Raw genomic sequence first — 19,972 nt, 5'->3', positions numbered from 1 at the left:
GGTCAGTCACCGATCCGTGCGATGGCTGCGCGAATTTCAACAAGGACTGCAGCAAACTCTTTGGACAGCACGCCGCCGCCCTCGGTGAACAGATGTTTTTGCAGTCCGCCGAGGCGGCGCAATTCGTTGATGATGTGCGCCTCCATCTTGCTGCGTGTGCGGCGGCCAAGGCCGCACGCGCGCAAGTATTCTGGCACGGTGACGCCGGAATCGGTGGCCTTCTCGCGAAGAATGACCAACTGTTCGGGCGTCACCCTCACCATTACGTGCTTCGTTTTCTGTCGTTCCTCACTGCCACTCACACTGGACTCTCATGCTGTTGGGGTCTCGGGGCTTCGCCCTGAGCAGGGACGGTAGGCTGCGCAGAGGGAGTGAAACGACTGGTGCGCTGCCGGTTGCTATGTCGCCATTTATGGCGGTATAGCAAACCCTACCCTGTCCCCGAACTACCGTTATCGGTTCACGAAGTTTAGCGGTAAGAATTTGACTCATCAAGCTGAAAGACTAGAATCGAGTCCTGCGGACCTCTTTTTTTGTACTATAGGTATGATATGAAATACACTGTTGGCCAGATCAAGCTGATGCTTGATGAACTGGATAAAGAGTTCCCGGAGATCGACGAGAACGAACGGGCAGCAGACAGAGCCCAGACGATCAAGCTGATGGCCGGGGTGGTGAACGATTGGCTGGCTCGTGGCTATAGCTATGCTCAGATCGCCGAGAAACTTCGTATGAAGGGATTTATACGGATTTCAGAGAAGGCGTTACGACATGCTGCTACGCAGCCGAAGCGACGGCAAAAAGCGGAAACGCCGAAGCCTTCTGAGAAGGGAGAAGCGAGGAAAAAAACCAGCATCACCGAAGGCGAATCGGGCACCAAGGCCGCTAAACCGTCGGCACCGATCGTGCCGGCTAAAGCGGAGGCTCAAGAGCCTTCTCAACGAAGCGGCGGCTTCACACCGCGCGCTGATTCAGACGACATCTGAGAGGTAAGAAGGAATGAAACCGATCTATTTTGTGGGTGGCAGTAAGGGCGGCGTCGGCAAATCGGCTGTGTCGATCGGCTTGATCGACACCTTGCAGGAACGTTCAGAGAAGATTCTGTTGATCGAATCGGACACGTCGAATCCTGACGTGTGGAAGATGTACAAGGATGAGATCAAAGCTGAGCTTATTAACCTCGATGAGGCGAACGGCTGGATCGATCTGGTGAACATTTGTCACGAGCATTCGGATGCGGTCGTTGTGGTCAATACAGCGGCAAGGAACAACAAGGGCGTGGCGGCATATGGTGAGACACTGAACAGCACGCTCGGCGAGCTGGGTCGTAAGCTGGTTACGCTGTGGGTTATCAACCGTCAGCGCGACAGTCTGGAGCTGCTCAAGGAGTACATGGAATCGCTGCCGGGATCTGCGATTCATGTCGTGCGCAACACGTATTTCGGCGACGAGCGGAAGTTCGAGCTGTACAACACCTCAAAGACGCGTAAAGCCGTGGAAGACGGCGGCGGTAAGTCGGTCAACTTGCCGGATCTTGCCGATCGTGTAAGCGACGATCTGTACAGCAAGCGGCTGTCGATCACGGCGGCGATGAAAGAGCTGCCGATCGGCAACCGCGCGGAACTGACCAGGTGGCGCAACGAAGTGCGTAAATCGCTCGGGGAAGTGCTCGATGCTTGACATTGAGGCGAGCTTTGAGAAGCTGCTGGGGCGGCAGCCTTCCGAGAAGGAGATTCAAAGCCTGTATCGCGTGAAGAACGCGCTCAACATTCGCGATAACGATGCGCTTTGGCTCGTGTTGATGGCGCTGGAGTCCTACGACACGCTATATCGGAAGTATCCGGGGATGATCTCCGATCAGGTCGGCAAGATCCTCGACGAACAGCGGGCGACAATGGCGGCGATCGCTGATGCGGAGACGAAGAAGGCGCTCGGAACGCTCTCCGACGCGGTAAGCAAGACGAGCGAGCGGGTTGCTGTGCGCCTCGTCGACGCGTCGCGGTGGCTGTCGTGGGGATGGGCATGGTTCGCCTTCGCGGCATTCGGGACGCTGTGCGTGTTCGTGGGCTTCGTGCTGGGCAGTGGACGCCTGCCCTATTGGTCAGGTCCTGCGCCGGGCGACGGTCCGTTGGTAGCGATCTTGGGGGCGTTGGCGCGCACGCCGGCGGGGTGGCTCGCCGCGGCCGGTGGCGCAGCGGCGGCGATCGGCGCTGCGTGGCGCGCGAGAGACGACCTGAAGGCCGGGAGGCGGCTCGGGCTGCTTGCCGCCTGCCTCGGCTTGCTTGCCGCGTCAGCGGCCTTTCTGTGGCCTGTAGTGGCGGTTTGGAAGGTGCTCTAAGGTTTCGCTCAAGGTTTCAGCGGACGGACGGCATAGTCCTTGACGACGACGCCGCGCGCAGAGCCTGCATTGACGAGCGTATCCGACACCCATACGGTTTTGTGTTCGAGCCGGCGAATGTGCCCACGCCGGATGTGCGCCTTCGGGCTGGCGTGCTGCCCTCCCTTGCCGCGACCATCGGTGGCATTGCTCGGCCGCACGGCCAGCACCCGATAGTCGAAAAACGGCACCTTGCCGTTTTGCTCCCGCTTTTTGTTCAGCTTCGCCGGGGCTTCCAGTGTCGGCGCTTCGATGTTCGCGCAGTTGACGACACATCCGGTCTGGATCAGGGCCTGGATCTCGTCGCGAGCGTTGGCCAAGGTCTCAGAGTGGACGGCCCGGAGCGAGCCGAGTTGCTGAACGTCGAATTCGTACCGCTCGGGCAGGATGACAAAGGGCGAGACCTGAAACTGACGCATCTTGCGAGCGGACAGCCTGGCCTCGCGTAGGGGCTCGTTGAGCATGCGGGTACGCTCGTCGGCCTGTTCGGGCACGTAGGCGCTGAGTTCGTTGGAATGCGGCACAAAGGCACCGCCTGGCGCGAGTTGCCATTGATCGGCGTCGGTCCAGTAGATCGGAATGACGCACACCCCGCCGTCCGGTTCGCTCAGCAAGTGCTCAGTACCGGGCAGAAGCGCCGCGACATCCTCGTCGAGCTCGACGCACAAGGCGATGCGCTTCGGGCAGCGCAGGATACCCTTGTCGCCGCCCTCGCCGTCGGGCAACACCCACGGCGCTTCCAGCGCGGCGACGGGATGCGGTAGCCGCATGCTGTCGATGTGAACCTGCCGGAGCTCGCTGACGTCGATGAGATCGGCGCAGTTGGGCAGCAGGTACTTGACGCCGATACGCAGGAGGTGCGCGACGGCTTCGTAGCCTGCGCGCATGCCCGGCATGTCGCGGCGGATAGTCGGGATCAGCCGCTCGAATTGCTCGAGCGCGTGTGTGCTGTAGTTGAGGCGCTGAACGTCTTCAGACATGGCGGTACAAGGTCAGTCGATGAGAAATCGGGTGCGGTCTTGCCCGCGAATCCATCGCGGCACGTTTCCACGGCCGCACCACTCTTGCCCTGTGGCCGGGTCGCGATAGCGAGCGGGCAACGCGTTCACTTGGTAGGCGCCGCGGCGGCCGTTTCTGCCGACGAGATCCTTGTGCTTGATGCCGTAAGTGTCCATCAGGCCGTGGATGGTCTCGATCGCGTGGACACGCTCGCGCGCCCGTGCCAGCTCAATCCGCTTGTCGAGCTCCGCAAGTTCGGAGAGAAGCTGCTGGTAGATGGTAAGTCGCGCGGGCGGATTCGTCATGCCTTCGGCGTCCGCTTCGTGGGCGACAGATCCTTGATGATCGTGCGCAGGTCGACCACTTGAGCCTTGGCGGCATCGAGTTCGCCCGACGTGCGCGCGAGCTGCTCACCGGCCGCTCTCGCCTCCTTACGTGCCTGTGCCGCCTCTGCCTCGCGTTGCTGCACCTTCTCCAGCGCACGGTGGATCTCGTCGGCGGTACGTTTGCGCACATCGGCCAACTGCTCGGACAGCTTGTCGCGCTCGGCCTCGGCCTTCGTAGCCGCCCGCTGCGAGTTAGCGAGTTCCTGCGCCAACTCCTTGTCGCGACGGCGCAACTCATCGATCTCACGCCGCGCGGCTTCCTTCTCCGCACCGTGCTTCGCCTCGGCTTTCGATGCCTTCTCGCGCTCGTCGGCGAGCTCGCGTCGCGAGGCAGTCAGCTCGGCGCGAACGCCGTCGACGTCGGTTCGCGCCCGCTCGAGGTCTTTCTCAAGGCGGTCGACGAGCGCCGCCTTTTCGCGAGTCTCGGTGGCGGCCACGTGCGCCTCCTGCTGGGCCGTGCGCAGTTGCTCGCCCAAGGCCGACCGCTCCTCCTCGAGCTGCGCGGCCCTACCCTGCAGGCGAGTGAACTCCTCGACCGTGCGTTCGTGCTCGGCCGCAAGGGCTTCGTACGCATCCGACTGCTCGGCCGACAGGCGCGCCAAGTCGCTCTTTTCGGCCTCGAACGCGGCCCGCGCCGATTCTAGGGCATCGTTGGCCAGCCGCTGCGCGACTTCCCATATGTGGTTACCGAACCCCGTCATCGCGTCATGCAACTCGGCGGGAAGCGGCTCACGCACGCTCTGCACGAGCATCCGCTGCTTCTGCCGCCACTCCTTCAATGCCTCGACCACATAGTTCATGCCGGCGCGCGCGCGCTGACGCACTGCGTCGACGTTCGGAAACTCGCCGTTTTCGGCGTACAGATCGTCGGCGGCAGCGAAAATGCGGTCTTTCAGTTCCTGATTCATACGTGCCTCACGGGGTCCGCGTCGGTTTAGTGGTAGGAATAATAATAACACTACTATTATTACTACTCAATGAACGAAAAATGTGTACATGAATTCATGCGGCTCGGCGAAGCGCGCGCAGAAGGTCGGCGGCGGCCGGAGGCATGACGGCGTTGCCCAGCAGGTGCATGGCGCTGCGCCGGTTCAACGGCAAGGCGAACGTCGGCCGAAATCCGCACGCGCGTTTCGCTTCCCTCGGGTGGAGCATCCGCATACGGTCGCCGTCGATGATGGCCCAGCGGTCTACCGTGGTTATCGTGCCGATCGGGCGGTCGATTGAGCGGCCGGTAAGGCCGGAACCGTTGCCGTAGTACGGCGCGACGAAGCGGTCGCCGAAGGCGCGGCGTCCGGCTGCGATCCGGGCCAGTGTGTTAGCGCTGCGCCCCGGCTTGTCGATCCTGCTCCAGCCCGGCGCATCCCACTCGATGACGTCGCGAATGGGCTTGTGGTCCCGCAGGGAAAGGTCGAGGCCGATCGGTGCGGCCGACCTGGTGCAGACCAGGAACAGCCTTTTGCGGTGCTGCGGAACGCCGTGGTCCGCCGCATCGATGATGTACGGCGCGATCGCGTAGCCGAGCAGGCGCATCGCATCACGCCACGCTGGATAGAGCGCCCAGCGCTCAAAGGCGGGAACGTTTTCCACGACAATGAAGGGGGAGCGGTGATATTCGGCGCAAGCGACGACGGCCCATGCCGTCGACCGCAGTGCATCGTGATGCGGCTTTTCCTTCCCTCGAGCTGGGCTGTGCCCCTGACAGGCGGGAGCTGCGAGCATCAGGTCGTGCGTCGGCACCGTGCGCCAGTCCGCCTGCTGCAGATCCTGACAGGCGTGCTCGGTTTCGGGATGGTTACGTGCGTGATATTCGCACGCCAGCGGCCAATGATTGCCTGCCCATACGACACTGCAACCGGCCATGATCGCGCCCTCAGTGAAACCGCCGGCGCCGGAGAACAGGTCGATCGCTCTCATTGTGCCGCGCCCTCTTCCACAATCGTCAGCGACAAGCCCTCGATCAGCAACGCGTTGTCGCGAACGAGCGTGCGCTTGCCGAGATACTGATGACGGATGCTCTCCCAGCCGGGAATGTCGGTGCGCTCAGTCGTCCAGACGCCTCGGAAATCGGCGTGAACGCGGTCATACTCGGCTCGTGTGATCGTAACCATGAATGCTCCTAGACGGATGTGGAAGATCCCGCTGGAAGCCGGTAGCCGCCGACTCCCAGCGAACAATGTCAGGCGTCGCCGTCGGCTCCGCAGTGGCAGCAATAGCACTGACCCTCGCCGAAATAGCTGTCGTCGTCGCCGCCGTAGGCCGACCCGCTGTAACTCCACTTGTGGCCGCGTTCCGTGGCGCACTCGAACTGCTCTAGCGTGAGCCCTTCATCGTCGTGGATATAGCGCTTGATCGTCAGTGCGCGAATCGTCGGATACTCGCGGCGCAACTGCTGGTATTCCGCGGCCACTTCTCCGAATGCGATCGCTTGCGCGAGGGTTCGTACTTGCATCGTCGCTCTCCTTCCGGTTGGCTCTACAGCATGGACCTAGTATAGCTTACATACGTACATACGTAAATACGTAATTGCGTAAATATTTGGATGGGTGTTGAGGCATGGCAGATGGTCAAGGGGGCGCCCGGAAGCCGCAGCGGAGCGCAGAGCTGGCCGCAGGCCAGGTCGAGCACCGAACGGGTGAGGACGGCAGCGCAGCGGCCCTTGACGGGCTGGCGTGCCGGGATAGACGCTCCAGTCGAGGGTGTGGGGGTGGTTTTATCTCCCCCGCACCCTTGACGACAGAGGGCGACTCGCTCCTTCCCGCAGGGCGGGAAGGCGGGGGATGGGTAGGTGCGGCCGCCGGCGGCGGCTTAGGCGTCTTCGGCCGCGTCACGTGCCAGTTGCGTCGCGTCGACTAGGTTCAGGCCGAGCTCGTCGCGGAAGTACAGCGCAACCTGATGGATTGCGCCATTGTGGTTGTACTCGGCGCGGCGAAACTCAAGGTACTTGGGGTTCTACGCCGGAACCCCAGAAAATTCCGTCATTCCACATTGTGAACGTCAATCGGTTTGTTGCCTGACGTGCCGAGCGAGTAACTCAGTCGGTAAATGCCTGCCCGAACTGCCGTGCCCGCTTTACATCGTCGGTATGCAAGTAAATCGACGTGGTCGAAATCGACGCGTGACGCAGGTTATCTCGTACGGCGCTCAGCTCAACCCCTCTGGCGATCGCGTGGGTCGCATGGGTGTGCCGCATCCAGTGCGGAGAGGCCCGATGCAGCTTTTCAGCCAGCACCGGATGGTCGTTCTTGATAATCTGCGCGACGAGCCGAAAAAACCGGCGCATGACTTCCCACAGCCGCAAGGGCTTGATGCCGGCATCGGCGTCGTCAAGGCTGCCAATCAGGGACGTGGTCGGATTCCAGTGAGCACGGCTGACAGGAAGCCCCCGCTCCTGCAGATATCGGTCCAGCGCTGTGCGCGCTAGGGGTGTCAGGGTAACGCGGGCTGGCTTGCCGCCCTTGCCGACCACGTGCAGCCAGTGATCACCGGCTGCGTCGACTTCGATGCTGCGCAGTGTGGCGTCAGCCAGTTCGCTGATCCGCAGTCCCGTTGCGTAGCCGAAATCCAGCATGAACCGCAACCGTTGCGCAGCGGGCGCCTGCCAGCCGTACGACCACTCGAGCCCGTTGGCGATGGTGCGCGTCAGCATCCATTCTCCTTCGGTGAAAGCGTGCGAGGTTTCAAGAGCCATGGCGCGCTTGCTGCCGCGTACCTTGATGCCGGAGAATGGGTTGGCCACGACGTAGCGCTGCTCGACCAGCCAGCGGAACATGGCGCTGAGCACGGCAAGCGCATGCGCAATCGAACGGGCCGAGAGGTTGTCGACAAACGGGCGCCAGTCCGTTGATGTGCGCGGCCGCGGTGGCCCGACCCAGCGTTCTCGCGGTGTAGGTCTGCGCAGAAACGCCCTGTAGTCGGTGGCATCCCGGGTGGTCAGCGAAGACAGCGCCTTGCCGCGAGCAACGATGCCCCAGAGAATCAGCCGTTCGGCTTCCTTGCGGTAGGCCCGCTGCGTGGCCGGGGATTCGTGCAACGCGAGCCATGCCTGGATAGCGTCGTAATCGTTGTCGACGCCGAGGATGCAGGCCGACACCGGTGCGCGGAAGGCGCCGGCGGATCCGTCGATCTCGTGCGGTAGCCGTAGTTGCTCCCAAGGCGTCACGACTGACTGCCGATCCGCGATGATCAGTGCGCGGGCCCGCTCCGTGAGCGCCGGGTACGCGGCAAAGAAGGCCTCGATCCTTCTTGCACTGGCCGGCCCGAGACCCGGAATGACGGTCCACCACTGCCGGCGACGCGGAATCCGTACCGTGAGATCGGCCAGGGTCCGGATGCCGGCCGCGTGCAGGGTGCGGGCAGCGCGATTCGGCAGCCAGTGCGCAATGTCGTCGCCGATCTGCGGAGCTGGCGCAGGCATGATGCGCAGTAGCTCGACAGCCTGCGTGGTGGCGCGCGCATGATGCATACGCTTTTGGGCCGGGCATTCGAACAGCGTGGCCAGATCTGCCCGCTGTCGGTTACGGGCATAAAGTGCCAGTTGCCGGCGGATCTGGCCGATGACGCCGCGGGCTGACTGGCTGTGGCTGAGCCGATCTTGCATGTACCGGTGTGCCGCCTCACGCGAGGATGCGCCCTCGTACCAGGCACGCAGCGCTGCCAGTGCATCAGCATCAGGAAAGTCGGTCGGGATGTCGGCGGCGGACGGGCTCGTGGGGCGCGTTTTCATGTCATCGAGTTTAATATGGAAACAATGCCACAGAGATAATAAAGCTTATCTCTGTAGAATGCGGGAGTTCAATATTTCTGTCGTACCCCATGTCGTGATATCACAAAATTGAAGGATCTGACGTTGCGTGGAGAGGATGGTCGATGATCAACAAGAATAAGCTGCTCAGCGTCTTTTCCGACGCCGAACAGGAAGCCCTGTATGGCCTGCCTGATTTCGACGATGCGCAGCGGCTGGAATACCTGGCATTGACCGAATCCGAACTGGCGCTCGCCAGTAGCCGGCCCTCCATACCCGCGCAGGTCTATTGCATCTTGCAGATTGGCTACTTCAAGTCCAAGCACGCCTTCTTCCGCTTCGATTGGGACGAGGTTGAGGACGATTACGATTTCGTGTTGAGCCGCTATTTCCACGGCGAGCCGTTCGAACGCAAGCCGATCACCCGGCACGAGTACTACGCCCAGCGCGAACAGATCGCTGAACTGTACGGCTATCGACCGTGGGTGGCCGCCTTCCTGCCGCAACTCATGCAGCAGGCCGCGCAGATCGTACGTCGCGACGTGACACCGGGATTCGTCGCCGCCGAGCTCATCGTGTGGCTCAATGAGCACAAGATGATCCGGCCCGGCTACACGACCTTGCAAGAGCTAGTCAGCGAAGCCCTGTCCGTCGAACGTCGGCGGCTGGGCGACCTGCTCACCGGCGTATTGGACGAATTGACCCAAACCGCGCTAGACCAACTTCTGGTGCGCGATGATACTCTGTCGAAACTGGCGGCGCTGAAACAGGATGCCAAGAATTTCGGCTGGCGTCAGATGGTCCGCGAACGCGAAAAGCGCGGCACGCTGCAGCCGTTGCACGAAATCGCCAGGACGCTGCTGCCCCGGCTGGATATCTCGCAGCAGAACGTGCTGTACTACGCAAGCCTGGCGAACTTCTATACCGTCCACGACCTGCGCAACCTGAAGGCGGATCAGGCGCAGCTCTACCTGCTGTGTTACGCCTGGGTGCGCTTCCGACAGCTCACCGACAACCTGGTCGATGCGATGGCCTTCCACATGAAGCAGCTCGAGGAAGAAAGCAGCGCGGGCGCGAAACAGTCACTCATCGCCGAGCAAGTAAAACGCCATCGGGAAACGCCGCAGATCGGCCGCCTGTTGTCGCTCTATGTGGACGACAGCGTAGCCGATCCGACGCCGTTCGGCGAGGTGCGTCAGCGCGCCTATAAAATCATGGCCAAAGATGTGCTACAAAACACGGCGCAACGCATGACGGTCAAGCCGCTGAGTCAACTGGCACTACACTGGTTGGCGGTGGACGGCCTAGCCAAACGTATTCGCCGTCACCTGCGCCCCTTGTACGTCGAGCTCGACTTCGTCGGCACCTCCCCAGACAACCCGTGGCTCGCGGCGCTGGCTTGGGTCAAGGGGGCCTTCGCCAAACAGCAGCGCCTGTCACAACGACCGCTCGCCGAATGTCCCGCGGCCACGCTGCCGAAGCGCCTGCGACCGTACCTGCTGATCTTCGGCGCTGATGGTCAGCCGACCGGTTTGCACGCCGATCGCTACGAATTCTGGTTGTACCGCCAGATCCGGAAGCGCTTCCAGTCGGGAGAGATCTATCTCGACGACAGTCTGCAACATCGTCACTTCTCCGACGAGCTTGTTTCGATGAACGAGAAGGCCGACGCGCTGGCGCAGATGGAGATCCCGTTCCTGCAGCAGCCAATCGATGCCCAACTCGATGCGTTAGCGGCCGAGTTGCATGCACAATGGCTGGCCTTCAACCGAGAGCTGAAACAGGGCAAGCTTACGCACCTGGAATACGACAAGGATACGCAGAAGCTGATTTGGCGCAAACCGAAAACCGAGAACCAGAAGGTGCGTGAGCAGGCATTCTACGAGCAACTGCCATTCTGCGATGTTGCCGACGTGTTCCGCTTCGTCAACGGCCAGTGCCAGTTCCTGTCGGCGCTGACGCCATTGCAGCCGCGCTACGCGAAGAAGGTAGCGGACGCCGATAGCCTGATGGCGGTTATCATCGCTCAGGCAATGAACCATGGCAACCATGTCATGGCGCGCACCAGCGACATTCCGTACCACGTTCTGGATAGCACCTACCAGCAGTATCTGCGTCAGGCGACGCTGCATGCGGCCAACGACTGCATCAGCAACGCCATCGCCGCGCTGCCGATCTTCCCGTACTACTCGTTCGATCTCGATGCGCTGTACAGCGCCGTCGATGGGCAGAAATTCGGCGTCGAGCGACCGACCGTGAAGGCGCGTTACTCGCGCAAATACTTCGGACGAGGCAAAGGCGTCGTCGCCTACACGCTGCTGTGCAATCATGTCCCGTTGAACGGCTACCTAATCGGCGCGCACGAGTACGAGGCGCATCACGTGTTCGACATCTGGTATCGCAACACGTCGGATATAGTGCCGACTGCGATCACCGGCGACATGCACAGCATCAACAAAGCCAACTTCGCTATCCTGTATTGGTTCGGGTTGCGCTTCGAGCCTCGCTTCACAAACCTCGATGACCAGTTGCAGGAATTGTATTGTATCGACGACCCGGCGCTGTACGAGAAATGCCTGATTCAGCCGATCGGACAAATCGATCGGCAGCTCATCACCAGTGAGAAGACAAATATCGATCAGATCGTCGCCACGCTGGGCCTCAAAGAGATCACGCAGGGCTCGCTGATCCGCAAACTATGTACGTACTCGCAGGAAAACCCGACACGTCGCGCGATTTTTGAGTTCGATAAGCTCATTCGTACCATCTACACGTTGCGTTACCTGCGCGACCCGCAGCTCGAGCGAAACGTGCATCGCTCCCAAAACCGCCTCGAGTCTTACCATCAGCTTCGTTCGACCATCGCCCAGGTCGGCGGCAAGAAGGAATTGACCGGCCGCACCGACATCGAAATCGAGATCAGCAACCAGTGCGCCCGGCTGATCGCCAACGTCATCATTTTTTACAACTCGGCGATTCTGTCGCATCTACTGACGAAATGGGAGGCCAGTGGCAACGCCAAGGCGCTGGCGCGGCTTACGCAGATATCACCGGCAGCCTGGCGGCATATCCTTTTGAACGGGCACTACACTTTTCAAAGCGACAACAAAATCGACCTGGACGCGCTCATTGCAGGGCTCGAATTGGAGTGATCGAATTTTCGGCGGTTCTGGCTTGGAATCCCTTATTCCTGTTACGGTGGAATACGATGCCACAACCAGGTAATCCTTTACCCCCAGCCGTGGTCAACACCTGGCGACTGAGCGTCGGCACGTCGCTGTTCGTGATCGATATCCTGGCCGACGGCAGCTGGCGACCGGCGTATATTGCGCCAAAGCGGCTGGGTGGCTGGACGATGGATGTGTTGCCGAACATGCCGCCGACGTTAGTCGATATCGCTCCCTCGGTACGCACCTGGGCGCGACAGTACGGCGCGAATGTAACGAACCGGCGCACGCCGGCGCGCCGGTTTCCCGCGCAAACCGCTTCTTCGAACAGGACGCCAGAATGAACATGCTGAAACGTCGTCTCGATGCGACAGACGAAAAGCTGCAGGAGCTGAAAACAGCCCGCAAAGCGGCAGCTAAGGCGCAGCGCCAGCAGGTCAAGCAAACGCGCGCGGATCGCGAGCGAAAGATCATGCTGGCCGGCGAGGCGTTGCTGCGGCGTGTCGATCGCGGCGAGTGGGATGAAGCCGATTTCCGCGCGATGATGGACGATTATCTGTCGCGGCCCGCCGATCGCGCGCTGTTCGAGCTCGACGATGTATAGCCTTTGATGTTCGACGTCGACGCACCGCACAGCCAGGTCGGCAAATGTTGATTTGATTCACGATGAAGGATGCCCGATGCTGCCAACGCTCCGCATGAACCGGAATTTTGTCGAGGCCTTGCTGGCCGAGCGCGCGCCCTGCTTTGCGATGGGACTCGTGGCCGAGGGCCAGACGCACTATGCTTGCCTGGCACTGCGGCCGGTGGATGACATTCCGAACGACGTAACACGCAGCGGTTTCAACTTTGGCCACTCGATACGCGGCACCGACGACTTCGAGGTCGTACACTTCGGCTTAGAGTTTTACGGCTACCGCATCTTCAATGCGCTGATCAATCCGAGCAACTTCATCGCCAGGACAATCCTGTCGCACATGGTCGACACGAAGGCGTTTTTCTTCTTCGCGGTCAACCCGTCAGGCGGTGTGACGGTGTTCAAGTCCGGCATCGGTGAATGCAGCCTGGACAGCATCGAGTCTAATCTCGAGCGGATACTGCGCTCGAGCACGTCCGATGCTCAGTACGACGCGGCGCTGACAACGTTCAGCGACCATCCAGATCCGGTCGGGCCGATGCTGCACTGGGTTTGCCGGGACTGCGAAGATTGTCTCGACCTGTCCCACAATGTAATCGAACTGGGCCCCGCGTAACGGTCCTGATGGTCCGTGTGACCGAGACCGTCATGTCACTCACCGGACGTCGCTCCAACATTCTTCGGCTGGAATAAGCCGATTAATGTTCACAATGTGGAACGACGGAATTTTCTGGGGTTCCGGCGTAGATCCCCATCCTTTTGATGCGGAATCTGGCGCTTTCATCCCGCCGCGTCCGTGAGGCCCAGACGCATCCGATAGTCCCCGAGCAACTGCTGCTCGTCGAACTGCGCTGTGAGCTTCGTCAGATCGGCGGTCAGCGATTCACGTGCTTCGCGCAGCCGCGTCAGTTCAGTCGCCTCAGTCCTCGCGGTGTTAGCAGCGCATCGTGCTCGGCCTTGGTGCGTGCGTGGTCGGCGAGCGACTGGTTCAACGTATTCTGTAACTACTTGCTGTGCGCTTGCAGCTCGCGTAGATGCCTTGTCGCGACGCCGGCTTCGGCGACGAGCCGCGCGCTTTCTCTGTTCAACTGGGTTATTTCATTTTGCTTGACGATCAGCGTTTGGTTCACCTGGCGCAGTTCAGCCTGCAGTTACTGAACCCCCAGCATCCTTGGCAGCGCGGGTCGAATGAAAATGCGAACGGGCTATCGAGACATCCCCAACGGCACCTACATTTCGGTGTACCAATTGGCTACTCAATACCGTGGCGAGGCGGCTGGATGGGCGACCGAGGAAAACCCTGAACCACGGAACGCCCGCCGAACGATTTCAGCAAACTGTTGCATCCACCGGTTGAATCCGCACGAGCAAGCGGTCATTCAAATGACAGTAATGTAGATCGTGTCGTCGACATTGCAATCAAGCGCTCTTTTTTCAACGTTGGCTGCACCGGCCCGTCGTCTGCTCACGTGCTTAATAGCATCATCAGCAAGGCGGTCGACACCGGTACGAACTTCCCAAATTAGATGATCTGCAGTTACGTCCGGTCCAGAAAACACGTCACGTCGTTGCGCACCGCCTTGCCTTAATCGCGCGACAACCTTCCCGCGTCGCCACACGCCATCTCACGCTGCGCAAGATCACGCTTCCCCTCCCGCAACCCGAGGTGAGCGCTTCCGTCTCACCTCGAATAGATCGCGACGCCACTCCTTATATAGCTCGAGACGTAACGCGCAGCGCGCTCGACCTCTCTGACTGGCGTCCGAGGATCCGCCTCATGGCGGACACGAGGTCGCCTGCCGCATCGGCCGGCAAGGACGTCGCCCGATAGGCGACGTGGAAATCCGGCCGCACCAGGATGGCGCCGGTGTCGATGATCTCGGAAATTCTCGCGAAGTCGCCGTAATGATCCTCGTAGGCCTGGCCAGGCCCAATGATGCGCACCGTCACTGCCACCCCGAGTTGCCGGCTCACGGCCGCCGCGGCATCCTGCCAGGCTGCGCCGCCAATCCCGGTAAAGAGAGTGAAGTTGCCCTTCCCGCAGAGATCCTTTGTTGAGATACGGTGTCCATCACCACTCGCATAGACCCAGACATGCGGCATGGGCGCTCCAGGCCGCGTCGACGCCTGGTGATAGAGCTCGACGTCGCGGAAGACTTCGTCCGGCGAATTGTCTGCCACGATCGCGGGACTGTCGTAACGCTGATTCATTTCGACGCCGTGGGCGTTGTAAACGTAATTGGTCCCGGCGATGGCCTCGCGTAACCGCGTGCGCTGCGCTTGCGCCTCGGGCCCAGGTTCCTTGCGGCGAGCCATGTTGCTCTTCATCTCGTCGGCGCTCTTGGCCTGCGGCAACCCCAGAGCCATCGCGATCGGCGGGAAATCCTCAAGCGACTTGTTCGCCCTGCAGACCACCTGCTTCGCGATCGGCGCCCGCTCGATCGTGTAGGTGTCCAGCAGGCTCTCGTCGGCCGTGCCGTTCAGCACCATGGCGATCTTCCAGGCGAGATTGAAGCTGTCCTGGATGGAGGTGTTTGAGCCGAGTCCGTTGGTCGGCGGATGCCGGTGGACCGCGTCGCCGGCGCAGAAGACCCGTCCTTGCTGCAACCGGGTCGCGTACATGTCGTTGACCGTCCAGGTCGAGATGCCCTCAATTTTCAGCGGCACGCTGTCATCGCCGATCAGATTGTGGACGATGCGGCGGGCGAAGGATTCCGAGATCTCCGGCGGGCCCTGCTCGACGTCGTACCCCCAGATCGCCAGCCATTTGTTCCACGGCCGGACCATGCGCACCACGCCGATGCCGAGACCGCCGATATCGGAGCCGGGCTGGATGACCCAGTAAAGGACCGATGGACGATGCGCGACGTAGCGGTCGAGATCAGCCTCGAACAGCAAGTTGATGGAACCGGACTTGCCCATGGTACCTTCGAGCGGCAGGTCCAGGTCTGACACGACGCGGCTGTTGGCGCCGTCGGCGCCGATCAGATATTTCGACCGGACGGTAAACTCTTCGCCATTCAGACGATCGCGCAAGCGCGACGACACGCCGTCAGCATCCTGTTCGTGTCCAAGATACTCTGTGTCGAAGCGCACCTTGCAGCCGTCGAGTGCGGCCGACTTGACGAGAATCGGCTCGAGATAGTTCTGTGGCAGGTCGCACATGGAGGTCGGCGAACATTCGTCGTAATCGGCGCGCCGGCGAACATCCGTCCCCCAGGTGCGAATCCGACCGAACTCCTCGCCGGCCAACGAGGCGCAGATGGTGTTCTCGCCCATTAGGTCATTCGGCGCGGCGTAGAGGCGGGCTTCAGCTTCGAGACCGAGATCACGCAGGATCTCCATTGTGCGTTGGTTGGTGATGTGGGCACGCGGCGTCGGAGCCGTCCAGTTGTACTTGTTAATGAGCATCGTCCTGACACCGTATCGCGCAAGCAGTGCCCCCGCCGAAGCGCCCGCCGGCCCGGTGCCAACGACCAGCACGTCGGTTTCGATCGTCAATGCCATGTCTTCCTCCGTCAATTGTTATGTCTCTCTCTTTGTGAGAAGAAACAGGGATTGTTCATCTCGCGTTCGGCCAAGTCGATTTTTTAAACTTCACCGTCTTTAACGCGCGATGAATAGTAAGGCTGAAGAGCCTTTGTTGCGCGCAAAGTAAAAATGAGCCACTTCGCGCAAAGAAAATCCGAGCCACCTCCAGTACAGTCGGCCTTTTTCGCGCGAAGGCTGGCGATGCTCCACAAGGAACAGTGGATGCAAATTCATGTGCTTCGCTTTAGCTTGAAGACCCGATGTCGACTTTGGAACGGGCTCTTCACCGCTACCGTACTAAACGCGGAGTGCAGGTCACATTATTTGAAATCCGGTCTTCGCCCACGAAACGCATTGACTAACAATGTTTCCAATGCGTCCGATTCCAGCGGACGCGGATTCGGATATTGGTCCCTTAGCGCGAGGTCGCGTACCCTCGGAATATCTTCAGGCCGCATACCGATTTCGGCGAGACTGAGTGGTGCTCCAGCATTTCTGGCGAGATCATATAGCGCGCTCGGGACGTCACTACTGCCGGCGACTTCCTGAAGCAGTCGCTCAGCTGGCGCGGCGTACGGCAGATTGTATGCCAGTGCGTGTGGTAGTACGATTGCATGTGTCTCCGCGTGGGGAAGATTAAGGGTTCCCCCAAGCGTGTGGCAGAGTTTGTGATGTAGCCCCATGCCCAAGTGGCACAGTGCAGTGCCACACATCCATGCCCCAAAAAGGGCATCCGTACGCGCTTCGGCGTCAGTCGGCTTTGCCACCAGGCGCGGGATTGCATCGAACAAGGCGCATATGCCCTGCTTACACATGGTCTCGAGAACGGGATTGAGGTCGGCCGAGTACAGACCTTCTGCGGCGTGAGCGATCGCATTCAAGGCGCTCGTCACCGAGATAGCAAGCGGCAAATCGACCGTGAGCAATGGATCATAAATCACGGTCTTCGGTAGCACCTTGGGGTCGCGGCCGGTCCTCTTCATTCCGCCTTCCGTGACACCCCAAATGGTAGTCATTTCACTACCGGCATAGGTCGTTGGTATAACCAGACTTGGGACGTCAAGGTTCATCGAAAGGATTTTTGCGAGTCCGGTGGTCGATCCTCCCCCGATCGCGATGATTGAGTCGGCGTCAGTATCGTTAAAAGCCCGCTCGGCTTTCTGGATGACGTCGACGGGAACATGCATCGTCGCGCCATCGAAATATCCAGCTACCCTGTCACCTATCGGACGGACGATATCCTTCGCTAACTCGCGTTGTTCCGGGCTGCTTAATACCAAGGGCCGGCGTGCGCCAAGGCGTCCTATTTCATCTGGCAATGCAGAAGCAGTGCCCGCCCCGAAGACGACCCTCGGGCTCAGGTAGTCAAGCGTGAACTTCTTCATGAAGGGTCCTTCAACATTGCAAGCAGTTCGAGCGTCCGAGCATTGGCCACAGTTGTCGCCGCCTGATCGAAATTTGGGCTGGATGACCGTGCAAATGAATGCCCCACTGGATACCAGTGCAGACTCAGATTTTTGTTTCGACCGAAATGCTCTTCGAGAATGCTACGGGCCTCTTCTGTGACATAGTGATCTTTGGTACCCATGTGGAACATCGCCGGTCGTGTAATAGCTGGCACCAGTGAGACCTTTTTTTCAAGTCCCACGCCGTAATAGCCGATTGAGCAATCGGCCAATGATCGCGCCGCCACATCAAACGCCAGCGCACCTCCCAGGCAGTACCCGACTACAGCGACACGACCGTTCGAGAAAGGGAGCGCACGAGCGTATTCAATGGCGCATGAAAGGTCATTGACTCCTGCCTCCATGTCAAAGTCGCGAAACAACGCAAGCGCCTGTTCCCGTTCCGATGGTACGTTTGCATCAAGCTCGATATTCGGCGCCTGTCTCCAGTACAGATCCGGACACACGCAACCAAAGCCCGCACCAACGAGCCATTCCACGGTTTCTCTTATGAAAGGCGTGATCCCGAAAATCTCCTGCGCGATCACGACGATGGGTGCGGAGTCCGTCGTCGGCTTTCCGAGGTAGGCACCAAAGCGACCACCCGAGCGCGACGTGATCTCAACGCCGTCTGATAACATATTTAGTCTCCAGTTACACATGCGCAGTTGCATTCGAGGCGATCCACAGCCGCGGCCTGCGCTGCGCGTTTTGCCTAGCTGACGCGTGCGTATTGGCGCACCTTGTCCTCGTCAAGCGTCATGCCGTGACCTACGCCAGTGGGAACCTGCAGTTCGTAATCCCGGATCTCGAGTGGCTCGTGGCTCAGCGTGTCTGCCAACACGAAGGGACCGATCAGTTCGCAACCGAACGGAAGCGATGGAACCGTAGAATAGAGCTGAAGTGCAACCGATGTGCCGATCGTCGAGTCAAGCATTGTTCCGCCATACGATGCAATCCCGCTTGCTTCCGCGACCGCTGCTATCTTTTGCGTCGCCGAGACCCCTCCCATGTTGCAAAGCTTCAGCGAAAAGACATCCACACTTCGGTCGCGCGCGAGATCGAATGCCGAGGCCAACGTACTCAGGCTCTCATCGGCCATGATGGCCACGCGGTTGTTGTCGGAGAGCCGCCTCAACGCTTGCGTATTTTCGCGGCCGACCGGCTGTTCGATGAGTTCCACGCCAAGCGCCTCCAGTTCAGGAATGTAGACGGACGCCACTTGCTCGTCCCAAGCCTGATTCACGTCAACGCGAAGGTAGGCCTTCGATCCGAGACTATTTGACAAAGCCTCCATATGGATGAGATCGTCTTGGGGCGACCGGAAGCCAAGCTTGACTTTGAAGCGATTGTGTCGTCGTCTTTCAATCATCTCGACGGCAGAATCGAGATCGCGTTTCGTATCTCCGCTCGCCAATGTCCAGGCAATCGGAATCGCACTGCGCAACGGCCCGCCAAGTAACTCGGCGATCGATACGCCTAACGCTCGAGCTTTGAGATCCAGTAACGCCATCTCGACCGCAGCCTTTGCAGAGGCGTTTCCGGTGACGGCACGCGCCATGGTTTGCAGTGCACCTGAAACGTTGAACGCATCAGTTCCGAGGAGGTGGGGCGCGAGATACCGTTCCACGATGATCTTGATCGTCTCCGCACACTCTGCGCTCCAGACGGGACCACCAACGCTTCCACCCTCGCCGACACCAACGAGCCCCTCCGAATACACCCGGACGATAACGTAGCTCTGCTGGTGCACGGTAGTGATCGACATCTGGATCGGCCGCTTGGTCGGCACATCCACGATCACTGCTTCAATCGCGTCAATCTTCACGGGTTTGCCCCCGCCTGCGCACGCGCGGGCTCGATAACGAAGTTGATGTTCATCAGGCGGACACCCTCTTCCACAATATCGGGAGTAATCAGACTAGACTGGACGCCGTTGCAACAGTCGTCCGTGATCCAATCTCCACCTTCGAAGTAGTACTGCGTGGTCAACGTTTCATATCCCGGCGCCTTCACCTTGAAATGTACATGAGCGGGACGCCACGAGTGACCACCCATGGTTTCGAGCAATGCGCCCGTGGGACCCTGATCCGGGATCTGATACGGCACCGGCATCGTTGTGCGCACGCGGAAGCTGCCATCGGTGCCCACCCTGAGCTTCCCTCGATAAAAATCAGTCGGGATGTCGTCATGGAAACCGCTGTACTTCCCATCGGGCGTCGAATGCCAGACATCAATCGTCACGTCCTCGACAACGCTCCCGTCGACCGCTTTGACCGTTCCCTGGATAAGCAAAGGCTTGTGGTCGTCCGTGTCGTAAGTCTTGAGCCGGTCATCGACCAGAGGGGCGTCGTCGCGATAGTAGGGTCCCTCGATAGCAGGCGTTGAACCTTCGCTAATACGAGCCTTCGTCGCAGCCACGGTGCTATTGAAAAAAACATCGCAAAGAAGAGCGGTTTCACGCTGTTCGGCTACTTGCATGAGGTAATGAACCGCAGTTCGGTATTCCGCCTCAGTAACCTCCTTCTGGTCGAGCACCCGCTGTACCGCCGCGACGATCGCATCGACAACATCCTTGACTCTTTTGTTCACTTTGCCTCCGTCATGAAAACATGAACACGTGGGCGACAATTGCCCCGCACAGTCATAATAGAGACGGCAATCCCATACCGTCCAATACCTTTTC

General features: G+C 60.1%; 20 protein-coding genes and 1 pseudogene. 8 read left to right on the top strand and 13 right to left on the bottom strand.

Features of this window, described 5'->3' with window-relative positions; all coding sequences use genetic code 11:
• Nucleotides 1-2 precede the first annotated feature (2 nt).
• Nucleotides 3-302: a plasmid mobilization protein MobA gene (gene mobA, locus P5W98_RS36035; RefSeq protein WP_158660685.1), complete on the bottom strand. Its 300-nt coding sequence runs from the start codon at nucleotides 300-302 to the stop codon at nucleotides 3-5.
• Nucleotides 303-551: 249 nt separating this feature from the next.
• On the opposite strand from mobA, the gene P5W98_RS36030 reads away from it, so the two are divergent.
• Genes P5W98_RS36030 through P5W98_RS36020 form a run of 3 tightly spaced genes read left to right on the top strand, consistent with a single transcriptional unit; the run spans nucleotide 552 to nucleotide 2,338 of the window.
• The gene (locus P5W98_RS36030; protein WP_090839074.1) at nucleotides 552-986 is read left to right on the top strand and encodes a hypothetical protein; all 435 of its coding nucleotides are present in this window, start codon (nucleotides 552-554) and stop codon (nucleotides 984-986) included.
• Nucleotides 987-999: 13 nt separating this feature from the next.
• Nucleotides 1,000-1,680 (top strand): protein mobD, encoded by a 681-nt coding sequence (locus tag P5W98_RS36025; RefSeq protein ID WP_090839072.1) that lies wholly within the window; start codon nucleotides 1,000-1,002, stop codon nucleotides 1,678-1,680.
• Nucleotides 1,673-2,338, top strand: a complete 666-nt coding sequence (locus P5W98_RS36020) for a hypothetical protein (RefSeq protein WP_090839070.1) — start codon at nucleotides 1,673-1,675, stop codon at nucleotides 2,336-2,338. The genes P5W98_RS36025 and P5W98_RS36020 overlap by 8 nt, the downstream gene beginning before the upstream one ends.
• 8 nt (nucleotides 2,339-2,346) lie before the next feature.
• Here the strand turns inward: P5W98_RS36020 and P5W98_RS36015 are convergent, their stop codons facing one another.
• The 7 genes from P5W98_RS36015 to P5W98_RS35985 all read right to left on the bottom strand — a co-directional run bounded on the left by P5W98_RS36015 (nucleotide 2,347) and on the right by P5W98_RS35985 (nucleotide 8,488).
• Nucleotides 2,347-3,357, bottom strand: coding sequence for a hypothetical protein (locus tag P5W98_RS36015; protein ID WP_090839068.1), 1,011 nt, complete (start codon nucleotides 3,355-3,357; stop codon nucleotides 2,347-2,349).
• Nucleotides 3,358-3,369: 12 nt separating this feature from the next.
• Entirely contained in the window at nucleotides 3,370-3,681 is a 312-nt protein-coding gene (locus P5W98_RS36010; RefSeq protein ID WP_090839066.1) for an H-NS family nucleoid-associated regulatory protein, read from the bottom strand.
• Nucleotides 3,678-4,670 carry a DNA-binding protein gene (locus tag P5W98_RS36005; RefSeq protein ID WP_007183080.1) on the bottom strand — a complete coding sequence of 331 codons (993 nt, stop codon included), beginning with the start codon at nucleotides 4,668-4,670 and terminating at the stop codon, nucleotides 3,678-3,680. Before P5W98_RS36005 ends, P5W98_RS36010 begins: the two co-directional genes overlap by 4 nt.
• 94 nt (nucleotides 4,671-4,764) lie before the next feature.
• Nucleotides 4,765-5,679 (bottom strand): DNA cytosine methyltransferase, encoded by a 915-nt coding sequence (locus tag P5W98_RS36000; RefSeq protein WP_028229648.1) that lies wholly within the window; start codon nucleotides 5,677-5,679, stop codon nucleotides 4,765-4,767.
• Nucleotides 5,676-5,873 carry a hypothetical protein gene (locus P5W98_RS35995; RefSeq protein ID WP_028229649.1) on the bottom strand — a complete coding sequence of 66 codons (198 nt, stop codon included), beginning with the start codon at nucleotides 5,871-5,873 and terminating at the stop codon, nucleotides 5,676-5,678. The genes P5W98_RS36000 and P5W98_RS35995 overlap by 4 nt, the downstream gene beginning before the upstream one ends.
• A gap of 68 nt (nucleotides 5,874-5,941) precedes the next feature.
• Nucleotides 5,942-6,214, bottom strand: coding sequence for a hypothetical protein (locus tag P5W98_RS35990; protein ID WP_090839065.1), 273 nt, complete (start codon nucleotides 6,212-6,214; stop codon nucleotides 5,942-5,944).
• Between the two features lie 582 nt (nucleotides 6,215-6,796).
• Nucleotides 6,797-8,488 (bottom strand): site-specific integrase, encoded by a 1,692-nt coding sequence (locus P5W98_RS35985; RefSeq protein WP_007180429.1) that lies wholly within the window; start codon nucleotides 8,486-8,488, stop codon nucleotides 6,797-6,799.
• Nucleotides 8,489-8,631: 143 nt separating this feature from the next.
• Between P5W98_RS35985 and P5W98_RS35980 the strand changes: the two genes are divergently transcribed.
• From P5W98_RS35980 to P5W98_RS35960, 5 genes and pseudogenes are all read left to right on the top strand, one after another.
• Nucleotides 8,632-11,658, top strand: a complete 3,027-nt coding sequence (locus tag P5W98_RS35980) for a Tn3 family transposase (RefSeq protein ID WP_007181927.1) — start codon at nucleotides 8,632-8,634, stop codon at nucleotides 11,656-11,658.
• On the top strand, nucleotides 11,655-12,017 hold the full coding sequence (locus tag P5W98_RS35975) for a hypothetical protein (protein ID WP_156903410.1): 363 nt from the start codon (nucleotides 11,655-11,657) through the stop codon (nucleotides 12,015-12,017). Before P5W98_RS35980 ends, P5W98_RS35975 begins: the two co-directional genes overlap by 4 nt.
• Nucleotides 12,014-12,277 carry a hypothetical protein gene (locus P5W98_RS35970; RefSeq protein WP_007180432.1) on the top strand — a complete coding sequence of 88 codons (264 nt, stop codon included), beginning with the start codon at nucleotides 12,014-12,016 and terminating at the stop codon, nucleotides 12,275-12,277. Before P5W98_RS35975 ends, P5W98_RS35970 begins: the two co-directional genes overlap by 4 nt.
• A 76-nt stretch (nucleotides 12,278-12,353) precedes the next feature.
• On the top strand, nucleotides 12,354-12,926 hold the full coding sequence (locus P5W98_RS35965; RefSeq protein WP_007180433.1) for a hypothetical protein: 573 nt from the start codon (nucleotides 12,354-12,356) through the stop codon (nucleotides 12,924-12,926).
• Nucleotides 12,927-13,467: 541 nt separating this feature from the next.
• Nucleotides 13,468-13,667 (top strand): annotated as a pseudogene (locus P5W98_RS35960) (IS30 family transposase); the annotation flags it as partial.
• 353 nt (nucleotides 13,668-14,020) lie between these two features.
• Here P5W98_RS35960 and tfdB read toward each other — a convergent pair.
• The 5 genes from tfdB to P5W98_RS35935 all read right to left on the bottom strand — a co-directional run bounded on the left by tfdB (nucleotide 14,021) and on the right by P5W98_RS35935 (nucleotide 19,878).
• Nucleotides 14,021-15,817, bottom strand: a complete 1,797-nt coding sequence (gene tfdB, locus P5W98_RS35955) for a 2,4-dichlorophenol 6-monooxygenase (RefSeq protein WP_011178382.1) — start codon at nucleotides 15,815-15,817, stop codon at nucleotides 14,021-14,023.
• Nucleotides 15,818-16,161: 344 nt separating this feature from the next.
• The gene (locus P5W98_RS35950) at nucleotides 16,162-17,226 is read right to left on the bottom strand and encodes a maleylacetate reductase (protein WP_011178383.1); all 1,065 of its coding nucleotides are present in this window, start codon (nucleotides 17,224-17,226) and stop codon (nucleotides 16,162-16,164) included.
• Entirely contained in the window at nucleotides 17,223-17,960 is a 738-nt protein-coding gene (locus P5W98_RS35945; RefSeq protein ID WP_223995859.1) for a dienelactone hydrolase family protein, read from the bottom strand. Before P5W98_RS35945 ends, P5W98_RS35950 begins: the two co-directional genes overlap by 4 nt.
• A gap of 41 nt (nucleotides 17,961-18,001) precedes the next feature.
• Nucleotides 18,002-19,114, bottom strand: a complete 1,113-nt coding sequence (gene tfdD, locus P5W98_RS35940; RefSeq protein ID WP_011178385.1) for a chloromuconate cycloisomerase — start codon at nucleotides 19,112-19,114, stop codon at nucleotides 18,002-18,004.
• A complete protein-coding gene (locus P5W98_RS35935; RefSeq protein WP_011178386.1) occupies nucleotides 19,111-19,878 on the bottom strand; it encodes a chlorocatechol 1,2-dioxygenase in 768 nt (255 codons plus the stop codon). Before P5W98_RS35935 ends, tfdD begins: the two co-directional genes overlap by 4 nt.
• Nucleotides 19,879-19,972: the final 94 nt, after the last annotated feature.

Origin of the sequence: Paraburkholderia sp. A1BS-2L (assembly GCF_051125205.1) — a bacterium.
GTDB lineage: Bacteria > Pseudomonadota > Gammaproteobacteria > Burkholderiales > Burkholderiaceae > Paraburkholderia.
This window is presented reverse-complemented; position numbering and strand designations above follow the sequence as displayed.

Bases quoted from the DNA above. Each gene is read 5' to 3' on its own strand.
- P5W98_RS36015 (WP_090839068.1), bottom strand. From the start codon at position 3,357: ATGTCTGAAGACGTTCAGCGCCTCAACTACAGCACACACGCGCTCGAG.
- P5W98_RS35970 (WP_007180432.1), top strand. From the start codon at position 12,014: ATGAACATGCTGAAACGTCGTCTCGATGCGACAGACGAAAAGCTGCAG.
- P5W98_RS35980 (WP_007181927.1), top strand. From the start codon at position 8,632: ATGATCAACAAGAATAAGCTGCTCAGCGTCTTTTCCGACGCCGAACAG.
- P5W98_RS35990 (WP_090839065.1), bottom strand. From the start codon at position 6,214: ATGCAAGTACGAACCCTCGCGCAAGCGATCGCATTCGGAGAAGTGGCC.
- P5W98_RS36000 (WP_028229648.1), bottom strand. From the start codon at position 5,679: ATGAGAGCGATCGACCTGTTCTCCGGCGCCGGCGGTTTCACTGAGGGC.
- tfdB (WP_011178382.1), bottom strand. From the start codon at position 15,817: ATGGCATTGACGATCGAAACCGACGTGCTGGTCGTTGGCACCGGGCCG.
- P5W98_RS36005 (WP_007183080.1), bottom strand. From the start codon at position 4,670: ATGAATCAGGAACTGAAAGACCGCATTTTCGCTGCCGCCGACGATCTG.
- P5W98_RS36025 (WP_090839072.1), top strand. From the start codon at position 1,000: ATGAAACCGATCTATTTTGTGGGTGGCAGTAAGGGCGGCGTCGGCAAA.
- P5W98_RS35995 (WP_028229649.1), bottom strand. From the start codon at position 5,873: ATGGTTACGATCACACGAGCCGAGTATGACCGCGTTCACGCCGATTTC.
- P5W98_RS35985 (WP_007180429.1), bottom strand. From the start codon at position 8,488: ATGAAAACGCGCCCCACGAGCCCGTCCGCCGCCGACATCCCGACCGAC.
- P5W98_RS35945 (WP_223995859.1), bottom strand. From the start codon at position 17,960: ATGCAACTGCGCATGTGTAACTGGAGACTAAATATGTTATCAGACGGC.
- P5W98_RS36020 (WP_090839070.1), top strand. From the start codon at position 1,673: ATGCTTGACATTGAGGCGAGCTTTGAGAAGCTGCTGGGGCGGCAGCCT.
- P5W98_RS36030 (WP_090839074.1), top strand. From the start codon at position 552: ATGAAATACACTGTTGGCCAGATCAAGCTGATGCTTGATGAACTGGAT.
- P5W98_RS35950 (WP_011178383.1), bottom strand. From the start codon at position 17,226: ATGAAGAAGTTCACGCTTGACTACCTGAGCCCGAGGGTCGTCTTCGGG.
- P5W98_RS35965 (WP_007180433.1), top strand. From the start codon at position 12,354: ATGCTGCCAACGCTCCGCATGAACCGGAATTTTGTCGAGGCCTTGCTG.
- P5W98_RS36010 (WP_090839066.1), bottom strand. From the start codon at position 3,681: ATGACGAATCCGCCCGCGCGACTTACCATCTACCAGCAGCTTCTCTCC.